The sequence below is a fragment of the Ruminococcus sp. genome (genome assembly GCF_019417665.1).
Classification (GTDB): Bacteria; Bacillota; Clostridia; order Oscillospirales; family Ruminococcaceae; genus Ruminococcus_C.
In genome coordinates this window covers 48,185-61,807 of the sequence record NZ_DXUU01000010.1, presented here as the reverse complement: position 1 = coordinate 61,807, position 13,623 = coordinate 48,185, and the positions used below count along the sequence as shown (strand labels likewise).

12 protein-coding genes and 1 tRNA gene are annotated in these 13,623 nt (G+C 46.4%); 3 read left to right on the top strand and 10 right to left on the bottom strand.

Annotation, left to right across the window (positions count from 1 at the left end):
* Positions 1-21: 21 nt before the first annotated feature.
* The 3 genes from QZ375_RS04475 to QZ375_RS04465 all read right to left on the bottom strand — a co-directional run bounded on the left by QZ375_RS04475 (position 22) and on the right by QZ375_RS04465 (position 2,014).
* Positions 22-1,122, bottom strand: coding sequence for a DUF6329 domain-containing protein (locus tag QZ375_RS04475; RefSeq protein ID WP_295215845.1), 1,101 nt, complete (start codon positions 1,120-1,122; stop codon positions 22-24).
* Between the two features lie 334 nt (positions 1,123-1,456).
* A tRNA-Ala gene (locus QZ375_RS04470) sits at positions 1,457-1,532 on the bottom strand.
* An 83-nt stretch (positions 1,533-1,615) separates the two neighbouring features.
* Positions 1,616-2,014, bottom strand: a complete 399-nt coding sequence (locus tag QZ375_RS04465) for a hypothetical protein (RefSeq protein WP_295215842.1) — start codon at positions 2,012-2,014, stop codon at positions 1,616-1,618.
* Positions 2,015-2,350: 336 nt separating this feature from the next.
* Between QZ375_RS04465 and QZ375_RS04460 the strand changes: the two genes are divergently transcribed.
* On the top strand, positions 2,351-2,542 hold the full coding sequence (locus tag QZ375_RS04460; RefSeq protein WP_295215840.1) for a hypothetical protein: 192 nt from the start codon (positions 2,351-2,353) through the stop codon (positions 2,540-2,542).
* Positions 2,543-2,553: 11 nt separating this feature from the next.
* On the opposite strand, the gene QZ375_RS04455 is transcribed toward QZ375_RS04460, so the two are convergent.
* Complete coding sequence (locus QZ375_RS04455) at positions 2,554-3,207, bottom strand: hypothetical protein (protein ID WP_295215838.1); 654 nt, start codon at positions 3,205-3,207, stop codon at positions 2,554-2,556.
* 419 nt (positions 3,208-3,626) lie between these two features.
* On the opposite strand from QZ375_RS04455, the gene QZ375_RS04450 reads away from it, so the two are divergent.
* The gene (locus tag QZ375_RS04450) at positions 3,627-4,346 is read left to right on the top strand and encodes an RsmE family RNA methyltransferase (protein WP_295215836.1); all 720 of its coding nucleotides are present in this window, start codon (positions 3,627-3,629) and stop codon (positions 4,344-4,346) included.
* Here the strand turns inward: QZ375_RS04450 and QZ375_RS04445 are convergent.
* Positions 4,321-4,701, bottom strand: a complete 381-nt coding sequence (locus QZ375_RS04445) for a hypothetical protein (protein WP_295215834.1) — start codon at positions 4,699-4,701, stop codon at positions 4,321-4,323. The two genes, QZ375_RS04450 and QZ375_RS04445, sit on opposite strands and share 26 nt — an antisense overlap.
* 206 nt (positions 4,702-4,907) lie before the next feature.
* On the opposite strand from QZ375_RS04445, the gene QZ375_RS04440 reads away from it, so the two are divergent.
* Positions 4,908-8,045, top strand: coding sequence for a YfhO family protein (locus QZ375_RS04440; protein WP_295215832.1), 3,138 nt, complete (start codon positions 4,908-4,910; stop codon positions 8,043-8,045).
* 523 nt (positions 8,046-8,568) lie between these two features.
* Here QZ375_RS04440 and QZ375_RS04435 read toward each other — a convergent pair.
* From QZ375_RS04435 to QZ375_RS04415, 5 genes are all read right to left on the bottom strand, one after another.
* The gene (locus QZ375_RS04435; RefSeq protein WP_295215831.1) at positions 8,569-9,648 is read right to left on the bottom strand and encodes an FUSC family protein; all 1,080 of its coding nucleotides are present in this window, start codon (positions 9,646-9,648) and stop codon (positions 8,569-8,571) included.
* Positions 9,620-10,090, bottom strand: coding sequence for a MarR family transcriptional regulator (locus QZ375_RS04430; RefSeq protein WP_295215830.1), 471 nt, complete (start codon positions 10,088-10,090; stop codon positions 9,620-9,622). Before QZ375_RS04430 ends, QZ375_RS04435 begins: the two co-directional genes overlap by 29 nt.
* Before the next feature lie 501 nt (positions 10,091-10,591).
* Positions 10,592-11,305 (bottom strand): glycoside hydrolase family 25 protein, encoded by a 714-nt coding sequence (locus QZ375_RS04425; protein ID WP_295215829.1) that lies wholly within the window; start codon positions 11,303-11,305, stop codon positions 10,592-10,594.
* A 1-nt stretch (position 11,306) separates the two neighbouring features.
* The gene (locus QZ375_RS04420; protein ID WP_295215828.1) at positions 11,307-11,720 is read right to left on the bottom strand and encodes a phage holin family protein; all 414 of its coding nucleotides are present in this window, start codon (positions 11,718-11,720) and stop codon (positions 11,307-11,309) included.
* A gap of 271 nt (positions 11,721-11,991) precedes the next feature.
* Entirely contained in the window at positions 11,992-13,560 is a 1,569-nt protein-coding gene (locus QZ375_RS04415; RefSeq protein WP_295215826.1) for an N-acetylmuramoyl-L-alanine amidase, read from the bottom strand.
* Positions 13,561-13,623: the final 63 nt, after the last annotated feature.

Below are 13,623 nucleotides of genomic sequence, written 5' to 3'. Positions count from 1 at the left end.
TATAAAACATAGCTGCTCCTTTCACATCGTCATGCCCATGCTGGGTTCTTCCGTGAGTTTCTCAGCCTGAGACAATCCCATTTCTTCTTCTGTTTGCAGCGACCAATCATTGCTGTCATTCCAGAAGCTAACATAGATTTCGCCGAAATCAGCAGTTTTTATCGGATGCTGCTCCATGCCCTCAAAAAATCCGTCTGAACACTGACCAGTCAGATAACTACGCAGTTCTTCCAGTTCGCTGTCAGTCAGTTCTCCGACAATCCGGCATTCAAACACGCCCATAAGTTTACCATTGATTTCCCTGACAGATGGAATCGCCGAGAAAACTTTTTCGCTGACGGCAGGATTATCGTTATAATACACCATAAGTCCTCGATGTTCTTCTTCCGGTTCAGAGTAATCCTGAATGAAATCGTTGATTTCATCCGCACAGACATCGGCATATGCAGACGGAATTTCCTCAAAATCCTCCTCTGTAACTTCCTCGTCCCATTCGTAATCAGGTTCTTCCGATTCTCTGACAATTTTTAGCGGACAGTAAAATGTCAATTCCTGTGTCGGTTTGGCTTCAACCGTGATATCCGGCTGAAAGGGAACTTCGATGGACTGACTTTCTGCCATCTGAATATCCTCCCGTTCTCGGAGCATTGCCGCCACCGCGTCACGCAGAACAGATTTTACATCCAAATCGGATTCTTCCAGCAGTTCATCAAATGTGAAGCTTGTTTCACCGCAATGGGCAAGCTCTGCAACTTTGTCAGCGATTTTTTTCAGATCGTTATGCAGTCGTGTTTCAGCGGCGGTCATTTCATTGTTCTCCAGCAGTGCTCTTGCGTTGGGAACAAACTGTGACTTTCTGGCGTAATTGCTGCCTTCGGCTTCTGCAATAATGCCGTCTCCGGTGTCATAGTCCAAAAACAGCAGACAATGGGCAACATCATCGCTGTCGATGCACATCAGGTCACGATATTGGGCAATGTATGGATTGTCATCCAATGTGCGACTTTTCAGGTTCTCAAAGCTCCTGCCGTAGAGCGTGACAACCCTTTCCACGCAGATTTCATAGGGCTTATAATCGGATGCTTTGTGATTCAGTGTACTGTTAAAATGTAACTTCTTCATATTCTTCCTCCGCAATGTATTTTGAAGCAGTCTTTTTCATCTCTGCCAGAAACAAAAAAAGACCGCTTTGTGCAGCATCACGTGTTTCGTGATACCAGACAAAACGGTCTTCAAAAATTTGTATACTATTTTCTACTTAAAAAATGGAGATTGATGTTTTATCTTCTCCAATCTGCCCTGATTTTTTCCTTTGCATCGGTTCGAATCCTGTTACATTCGAAAAACTGCCGAAAAATATCTACGGTTTTTCACCTGCTTTTTTCGTCGTTTAGGCATGAAAAAAGCCCGATATTTCGGGCTTTTTCGACCATATATCTTTTTTATGGTCACAATATGGTGGAGCATAGGGGATTCGAACCCCTGACTCCCACACTGCCAGTGTGATGCGCTCCCAACTGCGCTAATGCCCCAATAAAGTAATTATAGCACAGTGGGTATAACTTGTCAATTTTTTCACATTTTTTCACAGAAGCGGCAGATTTTGTCTGTCAGATCAAGCTTTTTCTGTAGGATCTTCATCAGCCTCGTCCAGATCTTCCGGCATATGGATTTGTGCCGGCTGGTCTACAGCCGCAGCATCGTCTCCGCCAAAGGAGCAGACACCGTCAGCGCAGCAACCGTCCTCGGCTTTTTCTTCTGTTGTTTCGTCAGTTTCGCAGCAGCATGTGTCAGCCTCGTCTTCTGTGCAGCAGCAAGCGTCTTCAGCGCTGTTTTCGCAGAAGCAGGTCTCTTCTTCGCTTTCTTCTGTGCAGCGGCATCCGCCCTCAGGCAGATCGTCGCAGTTACAAGCGTTTTCCAGCTTTTTATCATGTGCTTTCTTCAGTGCAAAAATTGTTGCGGCGGAAGCTGCCGCAGCTGCCATTACCATTGCGGCAATTGTACTGCCTTTCATAAGAAACCTCTTTTCTCTGAGCCCCATTGTCAATCACATTCTAGTCACGGCTCAGTATGCAGCTAGAATGGCAAAACCTTTGACCATAGTCATAGTATACCATGATTTCAAAAAAAATACAAGTCCTTTTCTGCTGTGATGGCAGATTTTTTTGTACAGGCATGCACGCCTGTCCGTTTATTTTGTTTTGTTGGATTGAAATCGTTCTGATGCAGGAGCGTATTATATTGTTTGCCCATAAGTTCGAAGGGAAATTCGTTCTGGTTGACAAATCCAGTGTATCGTATTATAATGAAAGCATTCCAATCACAGAGAGACAGAAAGGAGCGCTGAAATATGCTGGAACATTCCCTGGCAATTGCACTGATCATAGTGACAGTTTTGTATGTGACAGCCATGGTGCTGCTGTTCTGGCGGTATCGGATCGCTATGCGTCAGCTCAGTGAGAAACTGAGAGAATGCCAGGAAGCAAAAGAAGCTGCCAGACAAGAACTTGTTCAGGAAGAAGAGGACGATTTTACCATATAATGACTATGTCATTATGCGCAGACGTAATATGTGCCGTCCAGATTTACTAGGAATACAGGGACTTCGTCACAAGCCACAGTGGCATCCTCGCTGTTGGACAGCATTGGCTGTATCGTCAGTGCCTTGCAGCTTTGCATATGGGTATCGCAGTAGGTGTCGTCATCATTTAACTCGTTGAACATTTCAATCAGATACTCAATGCCGGATCCGGCGTCAGTCTGTTCCTTGCAGTCGTTCACTGAGATCTCTGCAAAAGTGAAGTCGCCGTCAATCTGTTCCTGGAATTTCTCGTGCTGCTGCGTCAAATAAGCACTGTCATCCAGAAGTCCGCCGTATGCGTTCTGATAGAGAGATTCCATGTAAAAATCCAGAACACAATCGGAGAAAAGGGGGACATCCTCATTCTGGATGGCTGCATAATAGTCTGTCAGTGCTTTTAACTCGCCGTCTTCTAAGAAGCGCTTGTCATATTCTACAGGGACGGCATAGTCTGTGTCCCTGCGCATGGTTGCGCCATATTCCAGATCCTCCATGGCGATATCCTCGCCCTGTTTGTCGCTTGTGTTTGTACCAGACTGCGCACCGCAGCCAAAGCAGATGCATATCAATGATGCCGTCAGTCCCAGTGTGAGAACGCGGCGGAACCAGGTCATTTTTTGTGTCATAATCACATGTTCCTTTCCGGGCATGGCTGCCCAAATGGCTTTATCTATTACTTTATCACATTTTCTCGGAAATGTCAACAATATCACGCAAAGAGTATGCGATTTTCAACCATGAATGTATAAGAGCCTGTTCAGCATCTTTTCGCACATGTCTTTTCGGTGAATTTTACTGCTTTCTGCGTTAAAAATTCTTGCCGGGCGACAGCCCGCCTGCGAATTTTCGCCTTGAAATCAGCGAAAATTCACTCAAAAATCCATGCACGACAAGATACTAAACAGGCTCTAAAGACACGGTGGGAGCAAGCCACCGTCCTGCACCGGATTCTTTACATTTATTGCTATGCGAAAAACGTCAAAACTCGTAGGGTGGGGGCTTGTGCTCGCCGTACGGTGTTCTGTAACCAAAAAGGAGAAAAACTATGCCGCGATTTTTTTTAGAAGAACTGGACGAATCGGATGTTGTCATCACAGGCCCTGATGCTCGCCATATCGGGCTTTCCCTGCGGATGCGTGTGGGGGATATACTGACCGTCTGTGCCTATGGACGGGATTATACCTGCCGCATCCGTTCCATTACACCGGAGGAAGTGCATCTGGAGGTATGTTCCTATACTGCCTGTGCAGCTGAGCCAACGGTTTCTGTGACGCTGTACCAGGCCATGCCAAAAGGGGACAAGCTGGAGCAGATCATTCAGAAAGCCGTGGAACTGGGGGCAGTACGTATTGTACCGGTGCTCACACGGCGATGCATTTCCCGTCCGAAGCCGGCGGAATTTACAAAGAAGCTGTCCCGCCTGCAAAAAATTTCCGAATCCGCTGCAAAACAGGCAGGACGTGGCATACTCCCGGAGGTCGCACCTATGTTATCTTTCGGCGAAGCCTGTCAGGAAATCCAGAAGGCGGACAAGGCAATTCTATTGTACGAAGGCGGCGGCGTGCGCTTTTCGGAGGTGGATTTGCAGGACTGCCGCAATATCGCCCTGATCGTGGGGAGTGAGGGCGGCTTTGACCCGGAGGAAGCCCAGAAATTACAGGAACAAGGGGCAGTGCCGGTATGGCTGGGAGAACGTATCCTGCGTTGCGAAACTGCACCTCTGGCAGCAATTTCCATCCTCATGCACCTGACGGGGAATTTGTGATGGATTGCTGGAACGGATACCATCCGCCCGGATTCTCTCGTAGGGAACGACCCCTGTGTCGTTCCGTCTGATTCCAAGTATACCTTGCGAACGATACGGTGTCGTCTCGTCTGATTCCCGATACGCCTTGGGAACGATACGGTGTTGTCTCGTCTGATTCCCGATACGCCTTGGGAACGATACGGTGTCGTTCCGTCTGATTCCCGATACGCCTTGCGAACGATACGGTGTCGTCTCGTCTGATTCCAAGTATACCTTGCGAACGATACGGTGTCGTTCCGTCTGATTCCCGATACGCCTTGGGAACGATACGGTGTCGTCTCGTCTGATTTCCGATACGCCTTGGGAACGACACAGGGGTCGTTCCCTACAGTTGAATTCTTCGTGACAAATTTCAAAAAAGACTTGCAACTGTGTAAAAAATATGGTATAATGTTTTTATCTGTTGTTCTGACCGTCCAGGGGGAACGGCGGAACACCTTTTTGACGGTATTTTCAGAAAAATACCCCATTCTATTCCAGATACCGCCGTATGGTATCGGTTTTTTAAGGAGGAATTTCATGGCAACTACCAAGACAAAAGCCGCCGCAGCTTTACCTGCAAAGCGCAGTATCAGCGTCGGCGGTATTCTGACCAGCCTGAAAAACTGGATCGTCCGGAACCGGGTCTATCTCATTGCATTTGCAATACCCGCTGCTCTGACGTATCTGGCATATGCGATTTTCGGGCTGTATCCGTTCGGCGAAGAGTCGGTGCTCTGTCTCGACCTGAACGGTCAGTACGTCTACTACTTCGAAGCACTGCGTGATGCGTTCTGGGGAGACGGCAGTATTTTCTATAACTGGTCGCGAAACCTCTCCGGTGAGTTCATGGGCATTATCGGCTATTACCTCGCCAGTCCCTTTACGCTCATTGTATTGCTGCTCCCAGAAAAATTCATGCTGAACAGTTTGCTGATCATGCAGCTGTGCAAGCTGGGTGCCGCAGGTGTTACCTTTAATTATTTCCTGCAGAAGCGCCGGGGCATACAGCCCTATCCGTCATTGCTCTTCTCCACCATGTACGCAATGATGGCGTATGCAGTGATCCAGCTCATCGACCCCATGTGGCTGGACGGTCTGGTGTTCCTGCCCCTGATCATGTTGGGTATTGAATACCTGGTGGACGATGGCAGACGGCTGCACTATATCATTCCCCTGGCGATCATGTGTGTGGCAAACTTCTACATCGGCTATATGATCTGCTTCTTCGTGATCCTCTATTTCCTGTTCTATCTGTTCCTGGGTTCGGACAAGAAGCGCAAGGCATATGATTATTTCACCGTCATTGTACGGATCGCCTATTCATCCATTATTGCCCTGGCATGTGCTGCATTCATGCTCCTGCCGGTGTACAATGCGCTGAAACTGGGTAAATTCGAGTTCACTGACCCGGACTACAGCTTCCGGTTCCAATCATTCCCTCTGAGCAAGACACTCCTGGAAAGTGCACAGGATTCGCCGCTGATGGTGTTCTTGTGTGATCTGCTGGACATGCTGCCTCAACTGCTGCCGGCACAGTATGATTCAGTCAATGTTCAGGGTAAACCGGAGATCTACTGCGGTCTGCTGACGGTAGTGCTCCTGCCCTTGTTCTATCTGAACAAGAATATCAACCGGAAGAAAAAGATCGGCTATTCTGCCCTGATTTTTGTTATGGTCATGTGCATGCTCATCACACCTGTGGACATGATGTGGCATGGCGGACAGGTGCCGAACTGGCTGCCCTTCCGTTATGCCTTCCTGTTGTCCTTTGTGTTCCTGACCATGGCAGCAACAGCTTTTGCGAACCTGGAGGGCATCAAGAAAAAACATCTTCTGGGTACTGCCATTGGCTTGGTCATCTTCATTGCCGTTGTAGCCGGCATGAAGTTTGAGCAGATGTCAAAGGGCGCTGTTTGGATTTCTGCGGCAATTATGGGTATCTATCTGATCCTGCTGTACTTTATGACCGGCGGAAAGATCACCCAGGGCAAACGAGGCATCAGCATTGCACTGACCACCATGATGCTCTGCATGGTAGGCGGTGAGGCGGTTTATAATGCTGTGGATTCTATGAAGGACATTGATGAGGAAGTCGCATATTCCACCAGAAAGTCCTATCAGAATTACATGGAGAACGGACGTGCCGCAACGGATATGCTGGAAGAAAAGGATGACGGTTTCTACCGTGCAGAAAAAACCTTCTACCGTTGTGTGAATGACAATGCCGGCTTTGGCCTGAACGGTATTTCTCATTCCAGCTCCGTCATGAACACCCGTATTATCAATTTCATTGAGACGCTGGGTTATTGTATGCACAGTTATTACACACGCTACGACGGTAATACAGAGGTTGCAGACTCTCTCTTGGGTATCAAATATGTCCTGGATCGGGGCGATAGCAATGACCAGAAACGCCGCCTGAATCCGGCATATGAGGCAAGATGGGCATATGACTATACCAATGAAAATGGTACGGATAAGACTATCACAGCCTACGAAAATACCAATGCCCTTTCTATCGGTTATATGGTGGACAGCACGGTGACAAAGATCGACCACCTGGGCAACGACAATCCTTTCAACAGCCAGAATATCTTCATGAGTACCTTGAGCGGCAATACTACATTCGATGACGCCGGTCAGTTTGAAGGCTGGACGCAGTACTATACGCCCTTGAATCTGGCGGAGAATCCCATTGTCAGCGATTCCATTACAACAAGTCCTTATGGCGAGCAGACGAAGTATGATGTCACCGGCGACAGCGACCCCACTGTGGATTTCCATCTGGTGGCTGAGTCGGAGGAGCCCATCTACATCTACTTCAAGACGGAATTCCAGAAGGAAGTCAACCTCTGGATGTCCACTTGGGATGAAGCAGAGTGGAGCGAAAACGAGGCTGCATGGAGAGAGAACAACTCCGGCGAATTCACATGGGTGGATGCAGACGGCTATGCAAGGGACAACGGCGGATTTGAATCCGTGGGGCAGTATTTCGAGGGCGACAACTACATTGCACTGCGCCTGGGAACCTTCGAACCGGGTACCAAGATCACCCTGCGAATGACGGTTGCCAATTCGGAGAAGTTTACTATCGTCAAGAACTTCCTGTTCTACACCTATCATCCGGATGTATTCCAGGAGGATATCGACAAACTGAAACAGAATCAGTGGCAGATTGACACGGAGAAGAGCAATGACCGAAAGCTGGTTGGTACCATTACTGCCGAAGAAGGTCAGCTCATGATGACCACCATTCCGGATCAGCCGGGCTGGACTGTCAGGGTGGACGGCAAGAAGGTAGATCAGCTGGCGATCGTAGACGCCCTCATTGGCGTAGAGCTGGAGCCGGGTACACACACGGTAACTATGACTTATACACCGCCGGGGTGGTGGATCGGCATCGGATTGCTTGGCGGCGGACTGATTCTGATCGTACTGTTCTGGTTCGGAGACCGGAAACGCTATGCAGCAATGCTGGTGGAACTGGAAGCTGAAAAGGAACGGGAACGGCAGCAGGCGAAAAAGCGGGCAAAGCTGAAGTCTAAGCCTTCCGATGAGGACTCTCCTGAAAAGCTGCTGGAAAAGCTGGAGACACTGCATAAGCAAGGGATTCTGACCGATGCAGAGTACGAAGCGAAAAAGGTGGCAATTCAAAAGAAAAAGAATGAAACGTAATCAGAGCGTTTCGCTTTTATAGTGTAAATAACTGCGCTGTGCTTGGTGGAAATTGTTCCATGGGCACAGCGCTGTTTTTTGTTTATTATTTTTTTGTGCAGCCTACACCAAAAATGTATCTGCACATTTCGTCTTCCACGAGGAAATTATGTATCCGGCAGCGATTTATACATCGTGAAAAAGCAGCTTCGATCTGACTGATTATAAGAGCCTGTTCAGCATCTTTTTTCGCACGTCTTTTCGGCAAATTTTGCCGTTAACTGCGTCGAAAATCCTTGCCATACGTCAGTATGCCTGCGGATTTTTTCCTTGTAAACGACAAAATTATGCTCGAAAATCCGCACATAAAAAGATACTGAACAGGCTCTAAGAAGATGGGTCTTGTGTTTTTTCAGTCATAATTTGCATTGGGTCTGATTCCTTGCTCCTTTTTTCATAATATCTTTCTGTTCATTTGTTTTTGGAATTGGTTGATCAAGAAAGAACTGCTGCACTTTTTTGTTGGTGCAACAGTTCCTTTTTTCTATTTACTGCAATATTTTTTACATAAAATATTTATATATATATCATTGATAAAAATAAGAAACGGCTCAAATACACGGTCAAATAGGAATGTATAAACAGCGCTGAAAATATTGTTGAAAAGTCGGAACATAACAGCATATTTCAGACCAAGTATATTGACTGCCGTAGAAAGTGCGCTAAAAGCATTAAATGTAGTTTGCCAGCCGTAATGAACAGAAAGTCCCATACCGATTCCGCCGATTATTCCGAAAATAGAACGCAGACTTTCCGGTGCAAGCAAATAAGCGGCTAAGAACAAAGCACTTCCTGCAAGACTTCCTATGATACGATGTTTTGTACGCTGTACAAGATCGTTTCGGAAAGGCACAGTCACAGACATTGCAGCGATACCCATCCAATATACCTTAGGAACATTTAAAAGAGAACCTATCAACAGTACAGTGGAAACACTGAAAGTGAGACGAAGCTGCCATCTGCTTCGGGTAGATGATAAACTGAATTCCTGAAAAATATTTTTTAAACTGCGTTTGTAATCGATTTTTCTATGATTGTGGTATAAGATAACAGATGTGAGCACAGCGCCGACAAAAAGTCCTATCAAGCGCATTTTAAATGCATGACCGCTAACGTTATATCCTTGAAGCAGCAGATAGGAGAGCACCAATGTAGAATGGTTAAACATAATTACATTGTGACTTCCGAGCAGCAGTAAAAGAAAAATGAAGATCATATTGACGCAGAAGGCCCAGCCTACGGGAAGAACACTGATGATCTTAGGCCCTACTGCAAGAATTCCGAATACAACAAAGACGCAGAAAATAGCATGGGATGTGCGAATCCCAAAATCTGAAAATCGAAATGCCATTATACTTAGCAGTACTGCCAAACCTGCAATAGCGTTTCTTTCGCCAAAAATGATACTGAACAGAGTGATGAATGCTGTACAGAAAGCAATGTTAAGGAGAATTTTTAAAAAATAAATTCCAATGTGTTTGGCTTTTTCTTTTCGCGTTTTAAAGCTGGCAATATAATCCTTAGAGCCTGCTTGATTAAGTTGAAGTTCCTGATAAAATGTCATTTTTTACCTCCTCATCGCATAACATTTTATTTGCCTCTTTTATCTGATCGATTAAAGAGGCAAATCGTTCTTCTCCAAGAGTTCTTCTAAGCTTATATATGGGTGATAAATAATATCGGTAAGTTTGTTCAAGCTCCTGATTACCCTTTTCGGTACCCAGAAGAGTGTAACTCCGCCTGTCTTTGACACTGTATTGCTTGGTTATAAATTCCTTTTGGGTTAAACGTTCGATCAGTCGGCTTACCGAAGATTTGCTAAGCCCTGTCAGTATGGTCAATTCCATAGGTGTTAACGGCGAGTCAGATAATACAATTCGTGACAGAAGAGTAATTTCTTGAGCAGATGTGAGACTCCCTCGTTTATTTCTTTTGACATGGAGACTGGCAAAAAGCCGAATATCCTGCATTTTTTCTATCATATCAGTTCGGTCGAATTCTTCCATACAGACTTATATCCTCCTATCATATTGGGCTATAAAAAGTTTATTAAATTCAAGTGGTTTACAATGTGAACTACTTACAATTATAACAGATAATAAAGTTTTTGTCAAGCGATAACTTATTATGTTTTGAAGAAGAGAATCATTTCTTTTTATGACTAAAACGTGAAATTTGTTTTATCCTTCAAAGCCTTTTGTAATACATATTAAGAAGAAACTCTGCTTGGAAAGGAATTAAGATCATCATAAATAATAATTCGCTGCAACAGATGTACTGCATACAGCTTTATCCTTTGGCAATGCCTCGACAAAATTGCAGCTTGCCGCACAAAGTGCAAAAAATTGACACGCAAAACGAAAAAAACGCTCCTGAACGTTGCTGCTCAAGGGCGTTTTTCATTGCATATAAACGGTATTTAACCCGTGTTTTATCACTTCAATTTTTTATCAATGCTTGCGACATGATCCAGGATCTGTTCTAATGTGTCTTTCGATTCTTGCTTACTATAAAACGTCTCGATACGAATAATCTAAATCCACATTACCAGAAATGCCGTCCACCTTTCCGACATTGCTGTACTGCCAGAGATCATAAGCACCGCTATAAGTACACTTGCTTGCCCACTGCGCAACCCAGATAGGCAGGTCGGATACACTTAGGATATCCGCCAGCACGCTCTTGCTTGCGTACACACCAGCCCCGGCAATCCGACTGCAAAAAGTCCGGCAAATCTGTGTGTACAGGCTGCCGTTTGCAGCATTCAGGGGTTTTCCGTGCCGTGACTTGTATCCGTCAGCATCCTCCATGTCCAGCCATACGCCAAGCACAGGCTTTCTGCCGGAGATCACACGCAAAACATGCTTTGCTTCGCTTTCCGCTTCATTTGTTGATAATGCGTAGGAATACAGATACACGCCGTATGGCAGCCCCACACGCTCGCATTCCGTCATATTCCGCACTGCTTGCGCATCATCTTGGCTGGCGATATCGCTGCCGACACCAACCCGGATCATGGCAAAATCCACCTTGCCAGATGCCTTAACCTTATCCCAGTCGATTACACCTTGATGCTTAGAAACGTCAATGCCTTTGGCTTTCACGCCGGAACTACCCATCATGGACGATTTGGCAATGCCGAATTTACAGCGAAATTCGCTTGCCTTGAAATGCGGTGTCAGCTGTGTGGTGTCGCTGTAAGTATAGTTTTTCACTGCCATGTCAATCATCCTTTCCTTTGCCTTGCAGCAAATCAATTGCTTTTGTCAATACTTCCGGCATAGGCACGCCAAGCAGACCTGCATTTTCCACGATAGATATAAGCTCGTTTACCATAAATGCAATGCAGACCCCATCCCGAATGTAGCTTGTCCCCAGCATAATATCCAGCCGCACTGCAACCAATACTAGCAGTAGGGACACGCCTTTCTTGGCAAGTCCTGTCCACCCGATGAGGCTGGACAGATGTCCATTTTCACTCTTTTGGGACTTGCCTGCCGCCGCAACAATAAGCCCGGTCAAGTAGTCCACACCCATAAAGATTAGTAATGTTGTCAGTGACGCATCCCAACCTCCGAACAATCCAGCGATAAAGCTGCCAGCAACGCCAAGCACGGCGCAAATAGATTCCTTCACTTCACATCCTCCTTTATAGTAAAATCTCCAGTCATAGGTACTAACATTTCTGGTTTCAGATTGCCAGATGTATTTACCAACAAAAATTTTCCCATGATCTCCTTCCGCATCTCAGGAATATACCAGCAGATCAGAAAAAGTCAATCCCTCTTCTCAAAATATTTTTAGGCAACATCACACAAAGAATGTCTAGAAGTTTTGTGTGATGTTGCCTTTATAGAAAAACACCCGGAATTCATAAGATTCCGGGTGAAAAATTGATATTGTATTTTTATAATACACCGAAATATGTTGCGATCACAGCCGCTTCTGCCTGTGCCATGCGTTGTAGGTTGGCATCGTTGAGAAGCCAGTTTGTGGCACGCGGATTGGTGTGGTAGCTGTGCTCCAGCAAGATCGCCGGAACACCTACAGAGGTAGCACCTCGGAGCACGCCGTAATAATCTCCATGTTCTCCCACACGTTTCCAAATGGTGCCTGCCTGATAAGTGCCCATGACCTGGTGCACCGTATCTGCTAGTTTTTGTCCCAGCACATCCCCAGCACCTGTTACCGTGCAGCATGCTAGGGGAGCGTCTATAGAAGAACTATTGCCGGCATTGCTGTGAAGGCTCAGAAATAAGTCACAGCCTGCCGCCTTTTTTCCTCGTTCTTCCAATCCCAGATCGCCTGCCTGAGTGGGACGAGTAGTAACGACCTCAATGCCATAGGATTCCAGTGCTGCTTTCAGTTTCAGATGCAGATTCCAGCTCATATCCGACTCGTAATATGCACCATTCACAGGACTGCGGTTGTACTTTCCGTAGTGTCCGGCATCCAGACAGACACGAATGCGTTTTAACGTGCCATTTTCTTGAAACAGATATTTTTTTCCATCAATAATCTGTGCACCGGTTGCCATAGTGCCGTCATTCAGGAAATAATAGTCTCCGGTGGAAAGTGTCAGCCAACCGGTCTGCATAATGCCAGTGCCGAGGAAATAGTAGCGATTTCCGTCAATGGTCTGCCAGCTCTTTTGCATGGTTCCATCAGGTGCAAAGTGATATTTGTTCTGGTCAATGACCTGCCAGCCGGTCTGCATCACGTAGTTATTGTTGAAATAATACTTTTTTCCGGATTGTTCCAGCCAGCCGGAAAGAGGCGAACCGTCTGTCTCATAGTAGGAGACTGTTTTGTCCGAAAATGTACAGAATCCAGTTTTCTGGGTGCCATATTCGCTGTCGAATAAGTATTTCACACCGTCCAGCGTGAATTCTCCTGTCACCTTTCCGGTTTCGGGATCGATGTAATAGCGGTTTCCGGCATAAGTGAACCAACCGCTGCACAGTTGTCCGGTTTCAGGATCGTAATAACGCCGGATGCCGTTTACTGTACGCCAGCCGGTTTTTTCAGTACCAGTATAGTCAAATAGATAGATGCTTTCGTCGATTTCCTGGACGCCCACTGCCGCCTGATAGGTCTGCGGATCATAATAATGCCAAGCACCGTCAAAATTTTGCCAGCCCGTCAGCAGAGTGCCGTCTTTCTGGAACAGATAGGGGATACCGTCGATGATCTGTACATCTATGGCAAAGGAGCCGTCGTCATAACAGTATTTTCGTCCCTCAGCTGAATCCATCCAGTCGCCTTCTTTCGGGGAGACCGGATCTGTTTCGGGGATATTTATTTCCGGTGCAGTGTCTGTTGCTACAGGGACTGCCGTTGCCACGGGAACGCCAGTGGCAACAGGCACAGCAGCTGTATCTGTGGCTTCTGCGGAAGCTGTCCCAGAGAACAGCAGGATTCCACTGGCAGCTGCACTCAGCGGCAAAAGCAGCCGGAACAGTTTTGGATAATGCATTTTAGATTCCTCATTTCTCTTGCTTGCATCCTGGTCGGAGACAGGCTGTCGTTATCATACATA

Bases quoted from the DNA above. Each gene is read 5' to 3' on its own strand.
- QZ375_RS04430 (WP_295215830.1), bottom strand. From the start codon at position 10,090: ATGGAAGAATTCGACCGAACTGATATGATAGAAAAAATGCAGGATATT.
- QZ375_RS04455 (WP_295215838.1), bottom strand. From the start codon at position 3,207: ATGACACAAAAAATGACCTGGTTCCGCCGCGTTCTCACACTGGGACTG.
- QZ375_RS04435 (WP_295215831.1), bottom strand. From the start codon at position 9,648: ATGACATTTTATCAGGAACTTCAACTTAATCAAGCAGGCTCTAAGGAT.
- QZ375_RS04415 (WP_295215826.1), bottom strand. From the start codon at position 13,560: ATGCATTATCCAAAACTGTTCCGGCTGCTTTTGCCGCTGAGTGCAGCT.
- QZ375_RS04425 (WP_295215829.1), bottom strand. From the start codon at position 11,305: ATGGCAGTGAAAAACTATACTTACAGCGACACCACACAGCTGACACCG.
- QZ375_RS04475 (WP_295215845.1), bottom strand. From the start codon at position 1,122: ATGAAGAAGTTACATTTTAACAGTACACTGAATCACAAAGCATCCGAT.
- QZ375_RS04465 (WP_295215842.1), bottom strand. From the start codon at position 2,014: ATGAAAGGCAGTACAATTGCCGCAATGGTAATGGCAGCTGCGGCAGCT.
- QZ375_RS04440 (WP_295215832.1), top strand. From the start codon at position 4,908: ATGGCAACTACCAAGACAAAAGCCGCCGCAGCTTTACCTGCAAAGCGC.
- QZ375_RS04450 (WP_295215836.1), top strand. From the start codon at position 3,627: ATGCCGCGATTTTTTTTAGAAGAACTGGACGAATCGGATGTTGTCATC.
- QZ375_RS04460 (WP_295215840.1), top strand. From the start codon at position 2,351: ATGCTGGAACATTCCCTGGCAATTGCACTGATCATAGTGACAGTTTTG.